The sequence below is a fragment of the Actinomycetospora flava genome (assembly GCF_037400335.1).
Lineage (GTDB): Bacteria > Actinomycetota > Actinomycetes > Mycobacteriales > Pseudonocardiaceae > Actinomycetospora > Actinomycetospora flava.
In genome coordinates, this window is sequence record NZ_JBBEGM010000008.1 from 252051 (window position 1) to 270916 (window position 18866).

The following is an 18866-nucleotide window of genomic DNA, read 5'->3' on the forward strand; positions in this document are numbered from 1 at the left end:
TCAGACCCGCGAGCCGTTCGAGGTGTGCGTGGGGGTGGGCGCGGCGGCGGGCGTCGGCTCGAGGGCGGCCGGCTCGGCGTCCTTCTCGGCCTTGGCGGCCTTCTCGTCCTCGGAGAGCGCCGAGGTCTCGGCCTTGAAGATGCGCAGCGAGCGCCCGATGCCGCGGGCGGCGTCGGGCAGCCGCTTCGCGCCGAACAGCAGGAGCAGGACGACGAGGATGATCAGCCAGTGGGACGGGCTCAGTGCACCGGTCATGAGGGGTTCCCTTCGGGGCGGGCGACGTGGTGGCGAGCGCCCTTCGGGCGTAACGGCAGAGGCCGTTCGCCGTAGAAGCTGGGGAGCTTGAAGGAGTAACGATTCGAGTCACGAGAACGTAACGGGTCCGAGGCAAGATCATTAAACGTCGTGTCGGTCGCTCGGCCGAGCGGCCGGATGGCCGCGACCACCGGGCACCGCGTGTCCCCCGTTGGGGGCAGGATGGGAAGTCCGGAGAGAGCAGCGGCAGGGAGGAGCGCGGGTGAGCCTCGGGCCAGGTCCGGTGCGGGTCGGCATCGTCGGCGCGGGCGGGCGGGGCCGCCTGCACGCCCGCAACGTGCAGCGCGCCGGGGGCCGGGTCACGGCGATCGCCGAGCCGGTCGGGGTGCGCCGCGAGCAGCTGGCCGACACCCACGACGTGCCCGCCGCGGCACGGTTCGCGCGCTGGAGCGACCTCGCCGACCGGGCCGCGGGCCTCGTCGACGTGGTCGTCATCGCGACCCAGGACCACGAGCACGCCGACCCCGCCGTCGCGTTCGCGGAGCGCGGCGTGCACCTGATCTGCGAGAAGCCGATCGCCCCCGACGAGCCCGAGGCCCGGCGCGTCGCGGAGGCGGTGCGGCGCGCGGGCGTGCAGTTCACGATCTGCCACCCGCTGCCCTACGCGCCGTCGACGCGCGCGCTGGTCGCCGCGCTGCGCGCCGGCCGGATCGGTGACCTCGTGTCCGTCCAGCACCTGGAGCCGGTCGGCGCCTGGCACTTCGCCCACTCCTACGTGCGCGGGTCGTGGCGCCGGGAGGACCTCGCGTCGTCGCTGCTGCTCGCCAAGTGCAGCCACGACATCGACCTGCTCACCCACCTCGTCGGCGACCGCCCCGCCCGGCTCGCGTCGTTCGGGCGGCTGAGCCACTTCCGGGCCGACCGGCACCCGGAGGGCGCGGCGGCCCGCTGCCTCGACTGCGCGGTCGAGCCGACCTGCCCGTACTCCGCGCCCCGGCTCTACCGCTCGTGCCTCGGCGACCCCGACTGGGAGCACCAGCTGCTCGGCGCGGTCACCGACGTGGCGACCCCGGAGGCCCTCGACGCGGCGCTGCGCGACGGGCCCTACGGGCGCTGCGTCTATCTCTGCGACAACGACGTCGTCGACCACCAGGTCGTCGCCTTCGACTTCGACAGCGGGATCACCGCGACCCACACGGTCACCGCGTTCTCCGAGCCCGCCCCGCGCCAGACACGGGTCTTCGGCACCCACGGCGCGGTCGAGGCCGACGGCGGCGAGCTGCGCTTCCACGACTTCCGTGCGCACCCCGACCGGGCGGTCGAGACGGTGCGGGCGGGCGACGGGCGGGCGCCGCACCACGAGGGCGACGAGGAGCTCGTCGCGACCTTCCTGCGCGGGGTCGCCGACGACGACCCGAGCGGCAACCTCACCGGCGTCGAGGAGGCGCTGACCAGCCACCGCATCGTCTGGGCCGCGGAGCGCGCCCGGCTCTCCGGCGAGACCGAGCGCATGACGTGGGACGCCGGGGTCCCCTGCGCATGAGGGTGGGCATCACCGTCCCCAACTTCGGCCCGGCCGCGACCGCGGACTCGTTGCGCGCCTGGGCCGCGGTCGTCGAGGACGCCGGGTTCGACTTCCTCATGGTCGGCGACCACGTCGCCGCCACCCCCGCGGTCACCGCCGCCTACCCCGGCCCGTTCTGGGAGCCGCTGACGCTGCTCGGCTACCTGGCCGGGGTCACCCGCCGCGTCGAGCTCGGCACGACCGTGCTCGTCGTGCCCTACCGCGACCCGCTGCTGACCGCGCGCAGCCTCGCCGGGCTCGACCAGCTCAGCGACGGGCGCCTGCTCGTCGGCGTCGGGGTCGGCTGGGCGGACGACGAGTTCGCCGCCCTCGGCGTCGACGCGCGCCGCCGCGGCGAGATCACCGACGAGTACCTCCGGGCGCTGATCGCACTGTGGTCCGACGACGTCGTGAGCTTCGCCGGCCGGCACGTCGCCTTCACCGACGTCGACACCCGTCCGCGCCCGCGGCGCCGCCCGCACCCGCCGCTGTGGATCGGGGGCAACGGCGCGGCGGCGCGCCGCCGGGCGGTGCGCTTCGGCGCGGCCTGGCACCCCCTGCGCACGCCCGCCGGGTGGCTGCGCACGACGGGCCTGCCCGGCCTGCGCGCGGCGGCCGCGGACGCCGGGCGGGACGTGCCCGCCCTGGCCCCGCGGGTCGTGCTGCACCCCACCGCCGAGCGCCGGCCCGACGACGACCGCCTCACCGGCGAGGGCCGCCCCGACCAGATCCGGGCGGACCTCGACGAGCTCCGCGCGCTCGGTGCCACCCACGTCCTGCTCGACACCCACCGGGACGCCGAGGCCGCCCGGGGCGACGACCACGCCGCCCAGCGCGCGCTCGTCGAGGACGCGGCGGGCTGGCTAGCCCCGTCCTGACACCAGGCTCTCCCAGGCCCGGCGCCGTGCCTCGGCCAGCGCGCCCCAGAGCGGCGCGCTCTCGCCGAGCGCGCCGGCGACGACGGGCACCTCCCGCGGCGCCAGCTCGGCGACCGTGGCCTCGACGTGGGGCCGCAGCCCGGGGAGGAGGCCCACCGGGCCGCCGAGGACGAGCAGCGCGGGGTCGACGATCGCGCAGACCGCCACCGCCGCCTCGCCCAGCGTGCGCCCCGCACGCGCGAGCGTCGTGTCGTCCGGGGTCGTCCCGGCGACCAGCGACTGCCCGGCGACCGCCTCGCCGAAGCGCAGGCGACCGGAGCCCTCGCCGAGCGGGAGGTAGCCGATCTCGCCCGCGAGCCCCCGCGCGCCGCGGACCAGCAGGCCGTCGACCACCAGCCCGAGCCCGACGCTGTGCCGCTCGCCGACGTAGAGGTACGCGAACGTCGCGGTGTCGACCGCGGCGCCGTGGTCGCGCTCGGCGAGGGCCGCGAAGTTCACGTCGTTGTCGAGCACGACCATCGCCGGGTCGACGCCCTGCACGTCCTCGACCCCCACGACGCCCGCGGGGAAGGCTGACTCGTGCAGCTCGACGACCCGGCCGGTCGCCGGGTCGACGGGGTTGGCGATCGACACCGCCACGGCGCGCACCGGGCGGCCGTCGGCACGCCACCGCTCGCCGACCGCGGCGAGGACCTCCTGGAGGCGCGGGGCGACGAGGCCGTCGTCGGGCGGCTCGTGGTCGGCGCGCTCGAGGCCCCGCCCGGCGAGGTCGCCGACGGCGGTGCGCACGACGCTGCGGTTGATCTCGACGGCGACGACGACGCCGGCCCCGGGCGCCAGGTCGTAGAGGGTCGCGACGGCGCCGGGCACCCCGGAGCGCGGGCCGACGGCGACGAGGACCGCGTCGGCCTCGAGGCGGCGCACGGCCTCGCTGATCGCGGGCGGCGAGATGGCCGTGCGCCGCGCCAGCTCGGCCCGGGTCAGCGGGCCGTCCTCGGCGGCGAGACAGTCGAGGATCGCGCGCTCGGTGGTCGCACGGCGCAGGCCACTGTGTGGGGACGTGTGTGGGGACGTGTGCGGGGACGTGCCCCGGGACGGTTCCTGCTCACGATCGGCCATGACACCTCCTGCCCGTCCGGGTGAGGGTAGGGGGCGGGACGATACGCAGGGTCACACGGCGGTGTCGTCCTCGCGGAAGACCAGTCCGAGCTGGTCCGCGGCCTCGGCGAGCACGCCCTGGACGGCGAGCGTGTCGTCAAGGGGCATGACGGTGCTCTCGGCGCGGCCCGCGCGCAGGCACTCGGTGACCTCGACGAGCTCGTGGAAGTAGCCCGCGCCCGTCGCCGGCAGCTCGATGCGCTCGCCGGGGTCGTTGGTGTCGTGGTGCAGGACGATCGTGCTCGGGTGGTGGAACCGGGGGAGCACGTCGATCCAGCCGGTCGTCCCGAACACCCGCGCCTGGCCCGGCGACGGGCTGTGGAACGACGTCTGGAGCGTGGCGTAGCGGCCGTCCTCGAACGCCAGCAGCATCGCCCCGTCGGCGTCGACGCCCGTGGTCTCCCGCGACGCGACGGCCGTGACGCGGTCCGGGGCGCCCAGCACCATCTGGGCGAACGACACCGGGTAGACGCCGAGGTCGAGCAGCGCGCCGCCGCCGAGCTCCGGGGCGAACAGCCGGTCGGTGGGGTCGACGTCGCGCACCGTGCCGAGGTCGGCCTGCACCGAGCGCGGCTCGCCGATCGCGCCCTCGGCGATGAGCTCGCGCATCCGCACCACGGCGGGCTGGAAGCGCGTCCACATCGCCTCCATCGCGAACACGCCGCGGGTGCGCGCGGTGTCGACGACCCGCCACGCGCCGGCGAGCGTCGCGGTGAACGCCTTTTCGACCAGCACGCCCTTGCCGGCCTCGAGGCAGGCCACCGCGAGCTCCGCGTGCTGCGGGTGCGGCGTGGCGATGTAGACGACGTCGACCTCGGGGTCGTCGACGAGGGCCCGGTAGGTGCCGTGCGCACGGGCACCCGCACCGCCGTGGGCGTCGGCGAAGGCCCGGGCGCGCTCCTCCGAGCGCGAGCCGACCGCCGCGAGCGTCGCGCCCTCGACCAGGGCCAGGTCGTCGGCGACCTTCTCGGCGATGCGACCGGGCCCGGCGATGCCCCAGCGGATGTCCTCCATGGGGTCACTGTGTCAGCGCGGCTGCTCAGGACCCCGGGCGGGCCAGGAGGTCGACGTCCCGGGCGGTGCCGGACACCACCAGCTCCCCGTCCTCGGCCCGCAGCTCGGTCGCGGTGATCGAGAACGGGAGCTGCCCGGGGTCGACGCTCGTCGAGAAGCCGGACAGCTGGCGGCGCAGCGCGGCGGCGGCCACCTGCCCGGCCTGGCCGGCCCCGCCCTCGGCGCGGATGTCGCGGGCCTGCAGGGTGATCCGGCCGCCGGAGAGGCGGAAGGTCGCGATCACCGAGACCTGCACCTGCTGGCCCGCGATCGTCCGGGTCGAGTTCAGGCGGACCGCGTTGGCGGGGTCGACGTCGGCCAGGGCGCTGCTGCTGCCCGACGCCCCGGAGTCGTCGGCGTCGGCGTCGGCGCGCAGCTGCTCGAGGTCGGCCGCGGTGAGCGGCTCGATGGTCAGGTCGCCGACGTCGAGCAGGCGGGCGAGGTCGGTCGGGTTCACGCGCGCGGACGCGACGACCTGGTCGGCGGGGATCTCGCGGACCTGCCCGTCGATCAGGTTCGCGGTCGGCACCGACACCCCGGACAGGTCGGCGGTGAGCGTGATGTCGCGCAGCTCGCCGTACCGGATGCCCGGCGCCGAGAGGCCCACGTCGTCGTACTGCCCCGAGAGGGCCTGCGTGAGGAACGGGAAGCCGCGGACGTCGACGTCCGGCTGGTTCGGCAGCGACAGCGCGTCCTGCAACGCGGCCCCGACGCGGTCCTCGGCGACCCACCGCGCGCCGAAGTCGACGCCGACCACCACGGCGACGATGACGAGCAGGCTGATGAGGCATCCGCGCACGGACGACACGGTGTCATCGCGCCGCAGCGTGGTCGGGCCGGGGTCTCCGCCGGACACACGGACGCCGGCCGACCCGAGGGGATCGACCGGCGTCGTCGCTGGTCAGCGAGTGCGGAGGATACGGGATTCGAACCCGTGAGGGTGTGAGCCCAACACGATTTCCAATCGTGCGCCTTAGGCCGCTCGGCCAATCCTCCGCGGCAGACGATACAGCCTCCGCAGCGGCCGACCCGGGGGCCGGGTGCCGCTCGCCGGCTCCGTTACAGTGGGCACCGGACCCCGCGCGGCGTCCATCCTGTGAACTCCCCCAGGGCCGGAAGGCAGCAAGGGTCAGCGGGCTCTGGCGGGTGCGCGGGGTCCCCTTCATCTCTCCTCCGGTCCGGTCCCTCGCCGTCGGACCCTCCGCGTAGCCTCGCCGTGTGGCTCTGGCGCTGTACCGCAGGTATCGGCCATCGACGTTCGCCGAGGTCGTCGGGCAGGAGCACGTCACCGGTCCGCTGCGCACGGCGCTGGCGGCGGGACGCATCAACCACGCGTACCTCTTCTCCGGGCCCCGCGGCTGCGGCAAGACGTCCAGCGCGCGCATCCTCGCCCGCTCGCTGAACTGCGTGCAGGGTCCGACGCCCGACCCGTGCGGGGTCTGCGACTCGTGCGTGGCGCTCGCGCCGAACGGTCCCGGCTCGCTCGACGTCACCGAGATGGACGCGGCGAGCCACAACGGCGTCGACGACGCCCGCGAGCTGCGCGACCGCGCGCACTTCGCGCCGGTCGCCTCCCGCTACCGCGTCTTCATCATCGACGAGGCGCACATGGTCACCACGGCGGCGTTCAACGCGCTGCTCAAGGTGGTCGAGGAGCCGCCCGAGCACCTCATCTTCATCTTCGCGACCACCGAGCCGGAGAAGGTGCTCACCACCATCCGGTCGCGCACCCACCACTACCCCTTCCGACTGCTGCCGCCGAGCACGCTGCGCGGGCTGCTCGAGCGGATCTGCACCGAGGAGGGCGTCACGGTCGAGCCGGCCGTGTACCCGCTGGTCGTCCGCGCGGGCGGGGGCTCGGCGCGCGATTCGCTCTCGGTGCTGGACCAGCTGCTCGCCGGCGCCGACGACGCCGGGGTCACCTACGCGCACGCGGTCGGCCTGCTCGGCGTCACCGACGTGGCGATCCTCGACGACGTCGTCGACGCGCTCGGCGCCCAGGACGGCCCGGCGGTGTTCGGCGCGGTCGACCGGCTCGTCGAGGCGGGGCACGACCCGCGGCGCTTCGCGTCCGACCTGCTGCAGCGCCTGCGCGACCTGATCCTCGTGCAGGCCGTCCCGGACGCCGGCGAGCGCGGGCTGGTCGACGTGCCCGCCGACGAGCTGGAGCGCATGGTCGACCAGGCCCAGCGCCTCGGTCCGGCGGCCCTGGCCCGGCACGCCGAGCTCGTGCACACCGCGCTCACCGAGATGCGCGGGGCGACGGCGCCGCGCCTGCTGCTCGAGCTGGTCTGCGCGCGCATGCTGCTGCCCGCGGCGTCGTCGGAGGACGCGGCCATGGTGCAGCGCCTCGAGGGCGTCGAGCGGCGCCTCGCGCTGGGCGCGTCGGGCGGCGCTCCGAGCGGGGCGGGCGCCGAGGGCGCGGACGAGCCCGCGCGCTTCACGCGCCCGTCGCAGCGCGACGGCGAGGCGCCCTCGCGGGCGAGCGACCTGGACGCCACCGTCGACCCGCCCACCGACCGCCCGACGGCCACGGTCGAGAGCCGCGACGAGCCGCCGCGGGACGTGCCGCGCCCGCCGCGTCCTGAGCCCTCGCGCCCGGAGCCCTCGCGCCCCGAACCGCAGCCGTCACGCCCCGAGCCGCCCCGTCCGCCCCGGGAGGAGGCGCCGGCTCCCGCGACCGGTGCCATGGACGCCGCGGGCCTGCGGCGGGTGTGGCCGGAGGTCATGAACCAGGTCCGCGAGCGCAACAAGCCCACGCACGCGCTGCTGCAGAACGCGACGGTGACGGCGGTCGAGGGCACCACGGTGACGCTCGGCATGCCGACGCCGCCCCTGGCGCGCCAGCTCTCCCAGCCCAACCGCGCCGACCACGTCGCCGCGGCGCTCGGGGCCGTGCTCTCGGGGCAGTGGACCGTGCAGGCGGTGCACGGCACGGGCGGCGACGCGCCGAGCCGCCCGGAGCCGCCGGCGCGCCAGCGCCCCGACCCGCCGAAGCGACCCGAGCGTCCCCGCCAGGAACAGCCGGCGCCCGAGCGGCCGGCGGAGCCGCCGCGCGAGCAGGCCCGGGAGTCGGGACCGCGCGAGATCCGCCGCCCGAGCCGTCCGGCGCCCGGGCCCTCGGACGTCCCCCCGCCCCCGGAGCCGCCGCCCGAGGACGGCGAGGTCACCGAGGAGGACATGTACAACGAGGCCGCCGCCGACCCCGGCGGTGCCTCCGGGGGCGCGCGCGTCGACCCGGAGGAGGCGGCCATGGAGCTGCTGACCTCGCAGCTCGGCGCCCGGCGGGTCGACGGGCGGTAGGCGCGGGAGCGGCATGGCTGTCGGGCCGAGTCCTCGTCGCCGGGACGACCTCGGGCGTCAGCGACGGAGCCCGGCCATCGGCGGGTTGAGCTGGGCGAAGCCGTCCTGGCGCTCGTAGGGGAAGTGCGGGTAGGGCGCGGGGCGGCGGCTCACCGCGTCGAGCAGCGCGAGGTGCTCGTCGTCGAGCTCCCAGCCGACGGCGCCGAGGTTCTGGTCCAGCTGCTCGAGGTCGCGCGCCCCGACGATGACGGAGCTGACCGTGGGCCGGGTGGTCAGCCAGTTCAGGGCGATCTGCGGCACCGTGTGCCCGGTGTCGGCGGCGATGCGGTCGAGCACGTCGACGACGTCGCCGAGCAGCTCGTCGTCCACGGGTGGCCCGGCGGCCGCGGTGGCGTGCAGCCGGCTCGACGGCGGCGCGGGCGTGCCCCGCCGGATGCGCCCGGTGAGCCGGCCCCACGCGAGCGGGCTCCAGACCACGGCCCCGACGCCCTCCTCGGCGCCGAGGGGCATGAGGTCCCACTCGTAGTCGCGCCCGAGCAGCGAGTAGTAGACCTGGTGCGCGACGGGGCGGACCCATCCATGCCGGTCGGCGCGCTCGAGGGCCCGCATGAGCTGCCAGCCCGCGTGGTTGGAGACGCCCACGTAGCGGACCGCGCCGTCCTCGACGAGGCGGTCGAGGGTCGACAGCACCTCGTCCACCGGGGTCGTGGCGTCGTAGGCGTGGAGCTGGAACAGGTCGATGTGGTCGGTGCCGAGGCGGCGCAGGGCGTCGTGCACGGCCTTGCGGAGGTGGTGCCGGGAGGTGCCGGCGTCGTTCGGTCCGCTGCCGGTGGGCAGCGCGGCCTTCGTCGAGATCAGGGCCTCGTCGCGACGGCGGCCCAGGGCGGCGCCGAGGACCTCCTCCGCGGCGCCGTCGGAGTAGACGTCGGCGGTGTCGAAGAGCGTGACCCCGGCGTCGAGGCAGCGCGCGAGGATCTCGCGGGCGCCGTCGACGTCGGTCGCGCCCCAGGCGCCGAACAGCTCGCCGCGGCCGCCGAACGTGCCCGTCCCGAAGCTCAGGACGGGCACGCGCAGCCCGCTCCGGCCCAGCGTCCGGTATTCCATGGTCTCTCCTTAACGGGACTGCAGTTCCTTTTCGGAGGCTAGCACAAACGGGACTGGAGGACCGATAAGCTGGGCGACGTGACAGGAGCGGAGGTGCGGCCCGGCGGGCGGGCCGCCCGGGTCCGGAGCGCCCTGCTCGACGCGGCGGCCACGGCGCTCGTCGAGTGCGGGCCGGCGGGGTTCGACCTCGCCGAGCTCGCCCGGCGCGCGGGCATCGGCAAGACCACCGTCTACCGCCGGTGGGGCACGGTCGGCGCGGTCGTGGGCGACCTGGTCGCCGACATGGCCGAGACCTCGCTGCCGCGGGCCGACACCGGCACCCTCGACGGCGACCTCGCGGCCAACGCCGATCTCGTCCGCGCGACGCTCGCCGACCCGCGCCAGGGCCGGCTCTTCGCCGCGCTCGTGGCCGCGGCGACCGCCGACCCCGCGACGGCCGACGCGCTCCGCGACTTCTACGACCGGCGCATCTCGGAGTGGCAGCCGTGCGTCGCGGACGCCGTCGCGCGCGGCGAGCTGGACCCGGGGACGGACACCGCCGCCGTCGTCCGGGCCGTGTCGGCCCCGCTGTACTACCGGCTGCTCACTCGCGGCGAGCCGCCGACGGAGGACGACGCCCGCCGCGCCGCCGGGGCGGCGGCGGCCGCCGCACGCGCCGGGGTCTTCCTGTCATAACGCCGTCGAGCGTGTGGCATCACGAACACCGGATGTCAGCGGTGGCCCACCGCTGACATGTCGGGCGCGGGGTCGAGCAGCCGGACACCGGCGACGGCGAGGCCCGCGGCCAGCACGATCCCGGCGGTGGTCGGGGCGTCGGGGGCGATCCGCTCGCCGAACCACGTGGCGCCGATGGCCGTGGCGACCAGCGGGTCGGCGAGCAGGACGACCGTCACCACCGGCCCCGCGCGCCGGGCCCGGGCGAGCGCCCGCTGGCTCGCCACGAACGCCGCCGGGCCGACGACCAGGAGCAGGACCGCGGCGAGGGCGTGCTGCGGGTCGGTCAGCACGGCGCCGGGGTCGCGAGCGAGCACGGCGAGCAGGGAGGCGGCGAGCCCGTAGCCCGCCCCGCAGGCGAGCGCGAGGCCGAGCGCGCCGGGCGGTCCGGGGCGCCGCGCCCCCACGAGCCCGGCGAGCACGACCGCCCCGACCCCGAGCAGGCTCAGCGCGACCGGGGCGCCGGTGAGGTCGACGGGGCCCTCCGCCGCCGCGACCGGCCCGAGCAGCGCGACCACGAGGAGCGGGCCGAGCATCGCCAGGCCGACCCCGAGCAGGGCACGTCGTCCGGGGAGCCGCCGCGCCAGCAGGGACTCGCCGACCGTCGTCCACGCGACCGCCGTCGCGAGCAGCGCCTGCACCACGGCCACCGCGCCCTCGGCGAGTGCCACCGCCTGCAGTGCGCTCGCGACCACCGAGGCGCCGGTCCCCGCGAGCCACGAGGGCCGGCGCAGGAGCCGCCGGTCCGCGGTCCCGCCGAGCTCGTGCGTCGCCCGCTGCTGGGCGACCACCGCCGCGCCGGCCGCGGCGGCCGAGGCCAGGGCGAGCAGCGGGGCGAGCACCTCGGCGAGCACCTCGGCGAGCACGGGCTACCCCGCCGCGGAGAGCGCCGGTTCGCCGAGCCCGCCCGCGTGGCGCGCGACGACGGCGGAGGCGTCGCGCTCCTCGGTCCACCACGGCCGCGGCGGGCGCCGGCGCAGCGGACGCGGTCCGAACCCGTCGATCGCGGCCACGAGCTCGCCGGGCCCCCGCAGCCACGGCGCGATCCCGGCCTCGTCGAGGACCGCGGCGTTGGCGCGGCCGTGCCCGGGGATGGGGCGGTAGGTCACGGCCGGGAGCCCGGCGACGAGCGCCTCGGTGAACGACAGCCCGCCCGCGTTGTGCACGAGCACGTCGGCGGCGGCCATGAGCTCGGGGACGTCGTCGCGCCAGCCCAGCGTCACCACCCGCGCGCGGCCGGCGAGGCGGGCGCGCAGCTTCGTGTTGCGCCCGCAGGCGACCACCGACCACGCCCGCGGGTGCCGGCCGAGCGCGTCGACCGCCTTCTCGACCTCCCCCATCCCCAGCGAGCCCGACACCAGCAGGGCCATCGGGGCGTCGTCGGGCACGCCCAGCTCGGCGCGGACCCGTCCGCGGGTCGCGACGGGCATCGGGCGCGAGAAGCGCGGCGCGCACAGCGGACCGACGCTGCGGAGCGCGACGCCGTAGCGGGCGCCGTCGGCGGCGGTGGCGTCGGTGACCGTGAGGTGCTCGTCGAGGCCGGGGTGGCACCAGAGCCGGTGCGCGGCGGGGTCGGTGAGGAAGGTCAGCGCGGGCACGCCGAGGCGCCCGTCGGCACGCAGGGCCCCGAGGGTCTGGCCGGCGAGCGGATACGTCGTGACGACCGCGTCGACGTCGCGCGCCGCCGCGAGGAGGGGGTCCTCGGCGATCCGGATCAGGTGCCCGGTGACGACGCTCGCCGGACGCCGCGGGTACTCGAGGTCCGTGAAGATCCGGTCGAACAGCGCCGGGGTGTGGTGCACCGACGGCGCGTAGAGGTCGCGCAGGGTCCGCCGGCCCCAGCGGGGGAGCAGGTCGGTCCAGTCGAGCACGTGGGCGTCCACGCCCCGGCGGTCGAGCCGCCGCACGAGCTCGCGGGCCGCGCCGTCGTGGCCCTGGCCGACGGCGGCGCTGAGGACCAGGACCCGGGGTCGTCGAGACACCCCGACACCCCAGCCCAGTCGTCGGGGCGGGGGGTGAACGCGCGGTGAGCGTCGGCGATAGATCGGATGGCGGGTCGCCCCGGCCCGTCAGCCCCCGAGCACCCGCCCCAGGAACGCGACGGCCCGCGGATAGGCGTCGAGCCGGTTGACCCGCTTCGCGAGCCCGTGGCCCTCGTCGTCGTAGACCACCATCTCGACCTCGACGCCGTTGCCCCGCACCGCCGCGGCCACCTGCTCGGCCTCGGAGAGCGGCACGCGCGGGTCGTTGGCGCCGTGGATGACGAACAGCGGGGCGCGCACGTCGCCGATCCGGTTCAGCGGCGACGCGCGCTCGAGGAACTCGCGGTCGCGCTCGAGCGAGCCGTACTCCCGCTCGCGGTGCGCGCGGCGGTAGGCCGAGGTGTTCTCGAGGAAGGTCACGAGCGAGGAGATGCCGACGATGTCGACGCCCGCCGCCCACAGGTCGGGCTGGAACGCGAGGCCCGCGAGCACCATGTAGCCGCCGTACGACCCGCCCCACAGCGCCGCGCGCGCCGGGTCGAGCCCGAGCCGGGGCAGGTACGCGTGCAGCGCGGCGAGGTCGGCCACCGAGTCGAGCCGGCGCTCGACGTCGTCCAGCGAGTACCAGCGCTTCCCGTAGCCCACCGAGCCGCGCACGTTCGGCACGAGCACGGTGTGCCCGTCACCGACGAGCGCCTGCACGATCGCCGAGAACGAGCGCACCGACTGCCCCTCGGGCCCGCCGTGCACGATCGTGACGCTCGACCCGGACGGCTGCGCGGGTGAGTAGACGAAGCACGGCACGGTCTCGCCGTCCGGGGTCGGGATGCCGTGGCTCGTGGGGTCGACGAGCTCGAGATCGCTCAGCGGTTCCCGCGACGACGCCGCCACGGCCGCCCGTCCGCGTCCGGCGTCGACGATGAGCACGTCGGCCGGGGTCGCGGGGTCGGTCCACGTGACGGCGAGCCCGGTGGAGTCCGGCGACCAGCGCGGGGCGGCGAGGAAGTCGGCGACGCCGCCGCGGAGCTCCGGCGGCAGGGCGATCGCGCGGACGAGGGTGCCGTCGGCGTCGTGCACGGCGAGGCGGGAGGCGCCGTCGTCGTCGGTGACGACGAGCAGGTGGCGTCCGTCGGGGGACAGGCGCGCGGCGACGTCGTGGGCGTCGTCGGTGACCAGCCAGGTCAGCGATCCCGTGGCGACGTCGAGACGCGCGACGCCGAGGTGGTCGCGGCCGGCGTCGGTGGTGATCACGGCCGCGGTGCCGTCGGGCAGCCACTCGGGGGAGAGGTGGCGGGCGTGCTCGTCGGCGTCGGTGAGCTCGGTGACGGTGTCGCCGGCGAGCAGCAGGACCTGCGAGCTCAGCGCCGGTCGGCCGGGGCGGGTCATCAGGGCCCGGGTCCCGTCGGGGGCGATCGCGGCGTTCCCGACCATCCCGCCGCCGTCGTAGAGCACGGTCTCGGACCCGGCGTCGACGTCGCGGACGACGAGGTCGAAGTCGACGCCGTTGCGGCGGTTGGTGGCGTAGACGACGCGGCCGCCCTCGAGGACCTCGACGAGCCCGTGGATGTGCTCGGGGTCGTGGACGAGCGGGGTCAGCCCGTCCTCGCCGACCGGCTCCTCGACGGCGTCCGGGTCGAGCAGCGAGAGCTGCGCGCGCTCGTTCCCGCCGGCGTCGTGGGACACGACGATGGTGCGCCGGCCCGGGAGGTAGCGCCCGTGCACGGCGCCGGGCAGGGCCGTCAGCGGCACCCGGTTGCCCTCGGGTCGGAGCTCGACGAGCTGGACGGAGCCGGAGGCGTCGTGCCCGGCGAGGATGCGCCCCGCGGCGTCGACGTCGAAGGCGCGCCAGGTGGTCGCGTCGAGGAGGCGGTGCAGCAGGGTGTCGCTCGCGGTGGTCATCACCGGTGAGCCTGCCTCCTCGCGGGGTGCGACGGCGAGCGCGCGGGCGTGGTTACGCTGGTGACGTGCAACCCGGTCAGAACCCTGAAGGCATGGACATGGGCGCGCTGCTGCAGCAGGCGCAGGCGATGCAGGAGCAGCTGATGTCCGCCCAGGCGGAGCTGGCCGAGGCCGAGGTCACCGGCCAGGCGGGCAACGGCCTGGTCACCGTCACGCAGACCGCGGCCGGTGAGATCCGCTCCGTGAAGATCGACCCGAAGGTCGTCGACCCGGACGACGTCGAGACGCTGCAGGACCTCGTGGTCGGCGCGCTCGCCGACGCGGCCCAGGCGGCGGCCGACCTGCAGGCGGAGAAGATGGGCCCGCTCGCCGGTGGGCTCGGGGACATGGGCGGCGGGCTGGGCCTGCCCGGGCAGTAGGGCGCGGTGTTCGAGGGGCCGGTCCAGGACCTCATCGACGAGCTGGGCCGGCTGCCCGGCATCGGTCCCAAGAGCGCGCAGCGGATCGCGTTCCACCTGCTGGCGACCGAGGAAGCCGACGTGACGCGCCTGCAGGAGGCCCTGCAGAAGGTCAAGGTCGGCGTGGTGTTCTGCGACATCTGCGGCAACGTGTCGGAGCAGCCCCGCTGCCGGATCTGCAGCGACGCGCGCCGCGACGCCACGCTCGTGTGCGTCGTCGAGGAGCCGAAGGACGTCATGGCCGTCGAGCGCACCCGCGAGTTCCGCGGCCGCTACCACGTGCTGGGCGGGGCGCTCGACCCGCTCTCGGGCATCGGGCCCGACCAGCTGCGGGTCCGCGAGCTGCTCACCCGCATCGGCGGCGCCGGCAGTGATCAAGGCGGGGAGCCGGAGATCGCCGAGGTCATCCTGGCCATGGACCCCAACACCGAGGGCGAGGCCACGGCCACCTACCTCGTGCGCCTCCTGCGCGACTTCCCGGGCCTGACCGTCACCAAGCTGGCGTCCGGTCTCCCCATGGGCGGCGACCTCGAGTTCGCCGACGAGCTCACGCTCGGCCGCGCGCTCGCGGGTCGCCGCGCCTTCTAGCGGTTCTTCCAGCGGTCAGACGCGGAAGTCCCGGCCGCGCACGGGCGTGCGGCCGGCGACGATCACGTCCCTGTCGAGCGCCATCTCGGCGCGGTGCAGGCGGGCGCTGCGACGCCGCGTCGCCTCGCGGTGCACCGAGATGCCCACGAGCACGCCCACCACGAACAGGGTCCAGAAGACGACCACCGCGATGATGATCGTCATGGCGGTCATCGGTGCCCGCGGAACACTCCGCGGCGGCGTCCGCTCCTCGTAGCGATCATGTGTCATGCCTCCCGTCGAGTCGTGCTGTCCACGGCTCCGGCGTTTCGGCCGTGCTCTGAGAGTGCCGTGTGCCACTGCACTGCACAAGTGTGTTCTGCAATTGCACACAACGATTGCGTGACGACATGCCGCCGGCGGTCTATCGTGGACGCGTCGAGACCGGCCCGGGGGGAGGCCGGCGTACGACCCGACCCTCGGGAGGCGTGCGGATGACCTGGTCACCCGGCCCTGTGGTGACTCGCCGGCGCCTCGGCGGGGAGCTGAAGCGTCTCCGCGAGAGCTTGAACTACAAGCTCGAGGACGTCGCGCGCAGCCTGGAGTGCTCGCCGTCGAAGATCAGCCGACTCGAGAACGGGAAGGGCGTCCCCCGCTGGCGCGACGTGCGCGACATGCTCGACGTCTACCGCGTGCCCGAGGGCGACGAGCGCGAGCGGCTCCTCGAGTGGGCGCGCACCGGTCGGGCCAGGACGTGGTGGTCCGAGTACGCCGACGTCCTCGCTCCGGACATGGCGCTGTACGTCGAGTACGAGTGGGACGCCGCCCGCATCGACGCCTACGAGGCGCACATCGTGCACGGGCTCCTGCAGACGCGCGACTACGCCCGCGGCGCCCTGCGGTCGTTCTGGGGTCGGACCCTCGGATCGACGCAGATCGAACGGCTCGTCGAGGTGCGGATGCAGCGCCAGGAGGCGCTCCGCGCGGAGCACGGGCTGACCTTCCGCTGCGTGCTCGACGAGTCGACGCTCTACCGCGTCGTCGAGAGTCCGGACGTCCTCGCCGGCCAGGTCGAGCACCTCATCCGGATCGCCGAGGCCGAGCACGTCGACGTCCGCGTGCTCCCGTTCAGCGCGGGCCTGGTGCCGGCGAGTCGGGAGTCGTTCTCGAAGCTCCAGTTCTCGGAGGGGATCGAGCACGGCCTGATCCACGTCGAGAGGCCGGTCATGAGCGAGTTCCTCGCCGACCGCGACGACATCGCCGTGCACGACACCCGGATGTCGGCGCTGCTCAAGGCCTCGCTGCCGGAGAACGAGTCCGTTCCCCTGATGAAGCGTGCCCTTCGGCGCATCGGGGACGCCTGATCGAGGGGTCGGTGCCGCGCCGCGCGACACCGCACGCCAAGATGCGCGTCGTGACCGACTCGCCACTGGCTGGTGACCTGTTCGTGCGCCGGAGCAGCTTCTGCTCGGACGGCGGGTGTGTAGGCGTCGCCATGGCGGGTGACGAGGTGCGCGTCGTCGACACGAAGTCGTCGGAGGCCCTGCGGTTCACCCCCGAGGAGTGGGCGGCGTTCGTCGCCGGCGTCAAGGCCGGCGAGTTCGACCTCCCCCGCTGACCGGTCACGACGTCGTCGTGGCCGCCGGTGGCGGGTCCCCCGCCCGATAGGGGATCCGCCACCGGATCAGCAAGATCCGGGTTGGTGGAGCGAACGCTCCGCTCAGCGAGACATTCGCTCCACCAACCTGGATCTTGTGGCGCGACGACGACCGCGAACCCGCTCACATCTGAGCGGGCTCGTCACCGAGACCGCGATCAGGTCAGCGCATCGCGCGGTTGACCGCCGACACGACGGCCTTGAGCGACGCCGTGAGGATCGAGCCGTCGATCCCGATGCCCCAGACCTCGACGTCGCCGACCGCGGCCTCGACGTAGGCCGCCGCGCGGGCGTCGTCGCCGGCCGACATCGCGTGCTCGGCGTAGTCGAGGACCCGCACGTCGTAGCCCACCGACGCGAGCGCGTCGACGAACGCGGCGATCGGGCCGTTGCCGACGCCGGTGACCTCGTGCAGGTCGCCCTCGACCTTCAGCGTCGCGCTGAGCTCGGCCTTGCCGTCGTCGTGGGTCTGCACCCGCGAGCTGACGAGCTCCAGCGGCACCCGGCGCTGCAGGTACTCCTCGGTGAAGATGTCGTACATCTCCTTGGCGGAGACCTCGCCGCCCTCGGAGTCGGTGACCTCCTGGACGCGCCTGGAGAACTCGATCTGCAGGCGACGCGGCAGGTCGAGCTGGTGCTCGGTCTTCATCAGGTAGGCGACGCCGCCCTTGCCCGACTGCGAGTTCACGCGGATGACGGCCTCGTAGGTGCGGCCGACGTCCTTCGGGTCGATGGGCAGGTACGGGACCTCCCACGGGTGCTGGTCGATGCCATGCCCGGCCGCCTCGGCCTCGACGGCCATCGCCTGCAGGCCCTTGTTGATCGCGTCCTGGTGCGAGCCGGAGAACGCGGTGAACACGAGGTCGCCGCCCCAGGGGTGGCGCTCGCCGACGGGCAGCTGGTTGCAGAACTCGACGGTGCGGCGGACCTCGTCGATGTCCGAGAAGTCGATCTGCGGGTCGATGCCCTGGCTGAACAGGTTCATGCCCAGGGTCACCAGGCAGACGTTGCCGGTGCGCTCGCCGTTGCCGAACAGGCAGCCCTCGACGCGGTCGGCGCCGGCCTGGACGCCGAGCTCGGCGGCGGCGACGCCGGTGCCGCGGTCGTTGTGCGGGTGCAGCGACAGGATGATCGCGTCGCGCCGGGCGAGGTTGCGGTGCATCCACTCGATGGAGTCGGCGTAGACGTTCGGGGTCGCCATCTCCACCGTGGCCGGCAGGTTGACGATCATCGGGCGCTCCGGGGTGGGCTCCCAGACGTCGCCGACCGCGTCGACGATCTCCTTGGCGTACGACAGCTCGGTGCCCGTGTAGGACTCCGGCGAGTACTGGAAGCGCCAGTCGGTGCCCGGGCGCTTCTCGGCCTCCTCGCGGACCAGCTTCGCCCCGTCCGTCGCGATCTTCGTGATCCCGTCGCGGTCGGAGCGGAAGACCACCCGCCGCTGCAGGATCGACGTCGAGTTGTACAGGTGCACCACCGCGGAGTGGGCGCCCTCGAGCGACTCGAACGTGCGCGTGATCAGCTCGGGGCGCGCCTGCGTCAGGACCTGGATCCGCACGTCGGCGGGGACGGCGTCCTGCTCGATGATCTCGCGGACGAAGTCGAAGTCGGTCTGCGAGGCGGCGGGGAAGCCGACCTCGATCTCCTTGTAGCCCATGCGTACGAGCAGGTCGAACATGCGGCGCTTGCGAGCCGGCGACATCGGGTCGATCAGCGCCTGGTTGCCGTCGCGCAGGTCGACCGCGCCCCACAGCGGCGCCCGGGTGATCACGCGGTCGGGCCACGTGCGGTCCGGCAGCGAGATCTTCTCGACGACGTCGGCGAAGGGGCGGTAGCGGTCCACCGGCATGTGGCTGGCCCGCTGGGTGTTCCACGCCGGCTGGTCGGCCGGGGTCTCGCCGTCGGGATGGACCACGGTCGAGCGGATGTCGGCGATGGGTTCGTCGTTGATCGGCGAGCCCGGGGTGATGCTCATGGGATGTCGCGCTCCTGCCTGCAGCACTGCGAGGGATGGCGACCGGCAGCGCGCATCACCCGCGGCGAGGGGCCGGTCTGTTCAGACCCCGCCGCGGCGGCGAAGGAGCAGCCCGGAGGCTGCGAGCGCGGGAGACATCGCCGCTCACGGTACGCCCGCGTCGTCGTCACCCGGAAGTCCGGGGCCTCGACCGGGGGCGTGTCGGAACGTCGATCATGCCGTTCACCTGCGACGATCGACCGGTGGTGACTCAGGTCGCACCCTCGGCTACCGACGGGTCACTTGTCGTGCCATGATGA

18 protein-coding genes, 1 tRNA gene and 1 other RNA gene are annotated in these 18866 nt (G+C 75.0%); 9 read left to right on the forward strand and 11 right to left on the reverse strand.

Annotation, left to right across the window (positions count from 1 at the left end; translation table 11 throughout):
• Entirely contained in the window at nt 1-255 is a 255-nt protein-coding gene (tatA, locus tag WCD58_RS20060; RefSeq protein WP_337704830.1) for a Sec-independent protein translocase subunit TatA, read from the reverse strand.
• 262 nt (nt 256-517) lie between these two features.
• Between tatA and WCD58_RS20065 the strand changes: the two genes are divergently transcribed.
• Both WCD58_RS20065 and WCD58_RS20070 read left to right on the forward strand, forming a co-directional pair.
• A complete protein-coding gene (locus WCD58_RS20065; RefSeq protein WP_337704831.1) occupies nt 518-1798 on the forward strand; it encodes a Gfo/Idh/MocA family protein in 1281 nt (426 codons plus the stop codon).
• A complete protein-coding gene (locus WCD58_RS20070; protein ID WP_337704832.1) occupies nt 1795-2697 on the forward strand; it encodes a TIGR03619 family F420-dependent LLM class oxidoreductase in 903 nt (300 codons plus the stop codon). Before WCD58_RS20065 ends, WCD58_RS20070 begins: the two co-directional genes overlap by 4 nt.
• Here WCD58_RS20070 and WCD58_RS20075 read toward each other — a convergent pair.
• From WCD58_RS20075 to WCD58_RS20090, 4 genes are all read right to left on the reverse strand, one after another.
• On the reverse strand, nt 2683-3816 hold the full coding sequence (locus tag WCD58_RS20075) for an ROK family transcriptional regulator (protein WP_337704833.1): 1134 nt from the start codon (nt 3814-3816) through the stop codon (nt 2683-2685). The genes WCD58_RS20070 and WCD58_RS20075 overlap by 15 nt on opposite strands.
• A gap of 51 nt (nt 3817-3867) precedes the next feature.
• Nucleotides 3868-4869 (reverse strand): Gfo/Idh/MocA family protein, encoded by a 1002-nt coding sequence (locus WCD58_RS20080; protein WP_337704834.1) that lies wholly within the window; start codon nt 4867-4869, stop codon nt 3868-3870.
• Nucleotides 4870-4894: 25 nt separating this feature from the next.
• Nucleotides 4895-5707 carry an LmeA family phospholipid-binding protein gene (locus WCD58_RS20085; protein WP_337704835.1) on the reverse strand — a complete coding sequence of 271 codons (813 nt, stop codon included), beginning with the start codon at nt 5705-5707 and terminating at the stop codon, nt 4895-4897.
• 112 nt (nt 5708-5819) lie between these two features.
• Nucleotides 5820-5904: transfer RNA gene (locus WCD58_RS20090), tRNA-Ser, on the reverse strand.
• A gap of 73 nt (nt 5905-5977) precedes the next feature.
• Between WCD58_RS20090 and ffs the strand changes: the two genes are divergently transcribed.
• An RNA gene (gene ffs / locus WCD58_RS20095) (signal recognition particle sRNA small type) lies at nt 5978-6074 on the forward strand.
• 52 nt (nt 6075-6126) lie between these two features.
• Complete coding sequence (locus WCD58_RS20100; RefSeq protein WP_337704836.1) at nt 6127-8211, forward strand: DNA polymerase III subunit gamma and tau; 2085 nt, start codon at nt 6127-6129, stop codon at nt 8209-8211.
• A 57-nt stretch (nt 8212-8268) separates the two neighbouring features.
• Here WCD58_RS20100 and WCD58_RS20105 read toward each other — a convergent pair whose 3' ends face one another.
• Nucleotides 8269-9315, reverse strand: a complete 1047-nt coding sequence (locus WCD58_RS20105; protein WP_337704837.1) for an aldo/keto reductase — start codon at nt 9313-9315, stop codon at nt 8269-8271.
• 78 nt (nt 9316-9393) lie between these two features.
• Between WCD58_RS20105 and WCD58_RS20110 the strand changes: the two genes are divergently transcribed.
• Nucleotides 9394-9990 carry a TetR-like C-terminal domain-containing protein gene (locus WCD58_RS20110; RefSeq protein ID WP_337704839.1) on the forward strand — a complete coding sequence of 199 codons (597 nt, stop codon included), beginning with the start codon at nt 9394-9396 and terminating at the stop codon, nt 9988-9990.
• A 35-nt stretch (nt 9991-10025) separates the two neighbouring features.
• Here the strand turns inward: WCD58_RS20110 and WCD58_RS20115 are convergent, their stop codons facing one another.
• From WCD58_RS20115 to WCD58_RS20125, 3 genes are all read right to left on the reverse strand, one after another.
• Nucleotides 10026-10895: a DMT family protein gene (locus WCD58_RS20115; RefSeq protein WP_337704840.1), complete on the reverse strand. Its 870-nt coding sequence runs from the start codon at nt 10893-10895 to the stop codon at nt 10026-10028.
• A 3-nt stretch (nt 10896-10898) separates the two neighbouring features.
• Nucleotides 10899-12011, reverse strand: coding sequence for an MGDG synthase family glycosyltransferase (locus WCD58_RS20120; RefSeq protein WP_337704841.1), 1113 nt, complete (start codon nt 12009-12011; stop codon nt 10899-10901).
• 87 nt (nt 12012-12098) lie between these two features.
• The gene (locus tag WCD58_RS20125; RefSeq protein ID WP_337704842.1) at nt 12099-13910 is read right to left on the reverse strand and encodes a S9 family peptidase; all 1812 of its coding nucleotides are present in this window, start codon (nt 13908-13910) and stop codon (nt 12099-12101) included.
• 98 nt (nt 13911-14008) lie between these two features.
• Here WCD58_RS20125 and WCD58_RS20130 point away from each other — a divergent pair, with 98 nt between their 5' ends.
• The gene (locus WCD58_RS20130) at nt 14009-14329 is read left to right on the forward strand and encodes a YbaB/EbfC family nucleoid-associated protein (RefSeq protein ID WP_337704887.1); all 321 of its coding nucleotides are present in this window, start codon (nt 14009-14011) and stop codon (nt 14327-14329) included.
• A 6-nt stretch (nt 14330-14335) separates the two neighbouring features.
• Nucleotides 14336-14956: a recombination mediator RecR gene (gene recR / locus WCD58_RS20135; RefSeq protein ID WP_337704843.1), complete on the forward strand. Its 621-nt coding sequence runs from the start codon at nt 14336-14338 to the stop codon at nt 14954-14956.
• A 15-nt stretch (nt 14957-14971) separates the two neighbouring features.
• Here recR and WCD58_RS20140 read toward each other — a convergent pair whose 3' ends face one another.
• Entirely contained in the window at nt 14972-15160 is a 189-nt protein-coding gene (locus WCD58_RS20140) for a hypothetical protein (RefSeq protein ID WP_337704844.1), read from the reverse strand.
• 269 nt (nt 15161-15429) lie between these two features.
• On the opposite strand from WCD58_RS20140, the gene WCD58_RS20145 reads away from it, so the two are divergent.
• Both WCD58_RS20145 and WCD58_RS20150 read left to right on the forward strand, forming a co-directional pair.
• Nucleotides 15430-16299 (forward strand): helix-turn-helix domain-containing protein, encoded by an 870-nt coding sequence (locus tag WCD58_RS20145; protein WP_337704845.1) that lies wholly within the window; start codon nt 15430-15432, stop codon nt 16297-16299.
• 41 nt (nt 16300-16340) lie between these two features.
• A complete protein-coding gene (locus tag WCD58_RS20150; protein WP_337704888.1) occupies nt 16341-16553 on the forward strand; it encodes a DUF397 domain-containing protein in 213 nt (70 codons plus the stop codon).
• A 202-nt stretch (nt 16554-16755) separates the two neighbouring features.
• Here WCD58_RS20150 and leuA read toward each other — a convergent pair whose 3' ends face one another.
• On the reverse strand, nt 16756-18567 hold the full coding sequence (gene leuA, locus WCD58_RS20155) for a 2-isopropylmalate synthase (protein ID WP_337704846.1): 1812 nt from the start codon (nt 18565-18567) through the stop codon (nt 16756-16758).
• Nucleotides 18568-18866: the final 299 nt, after the last annotated feature.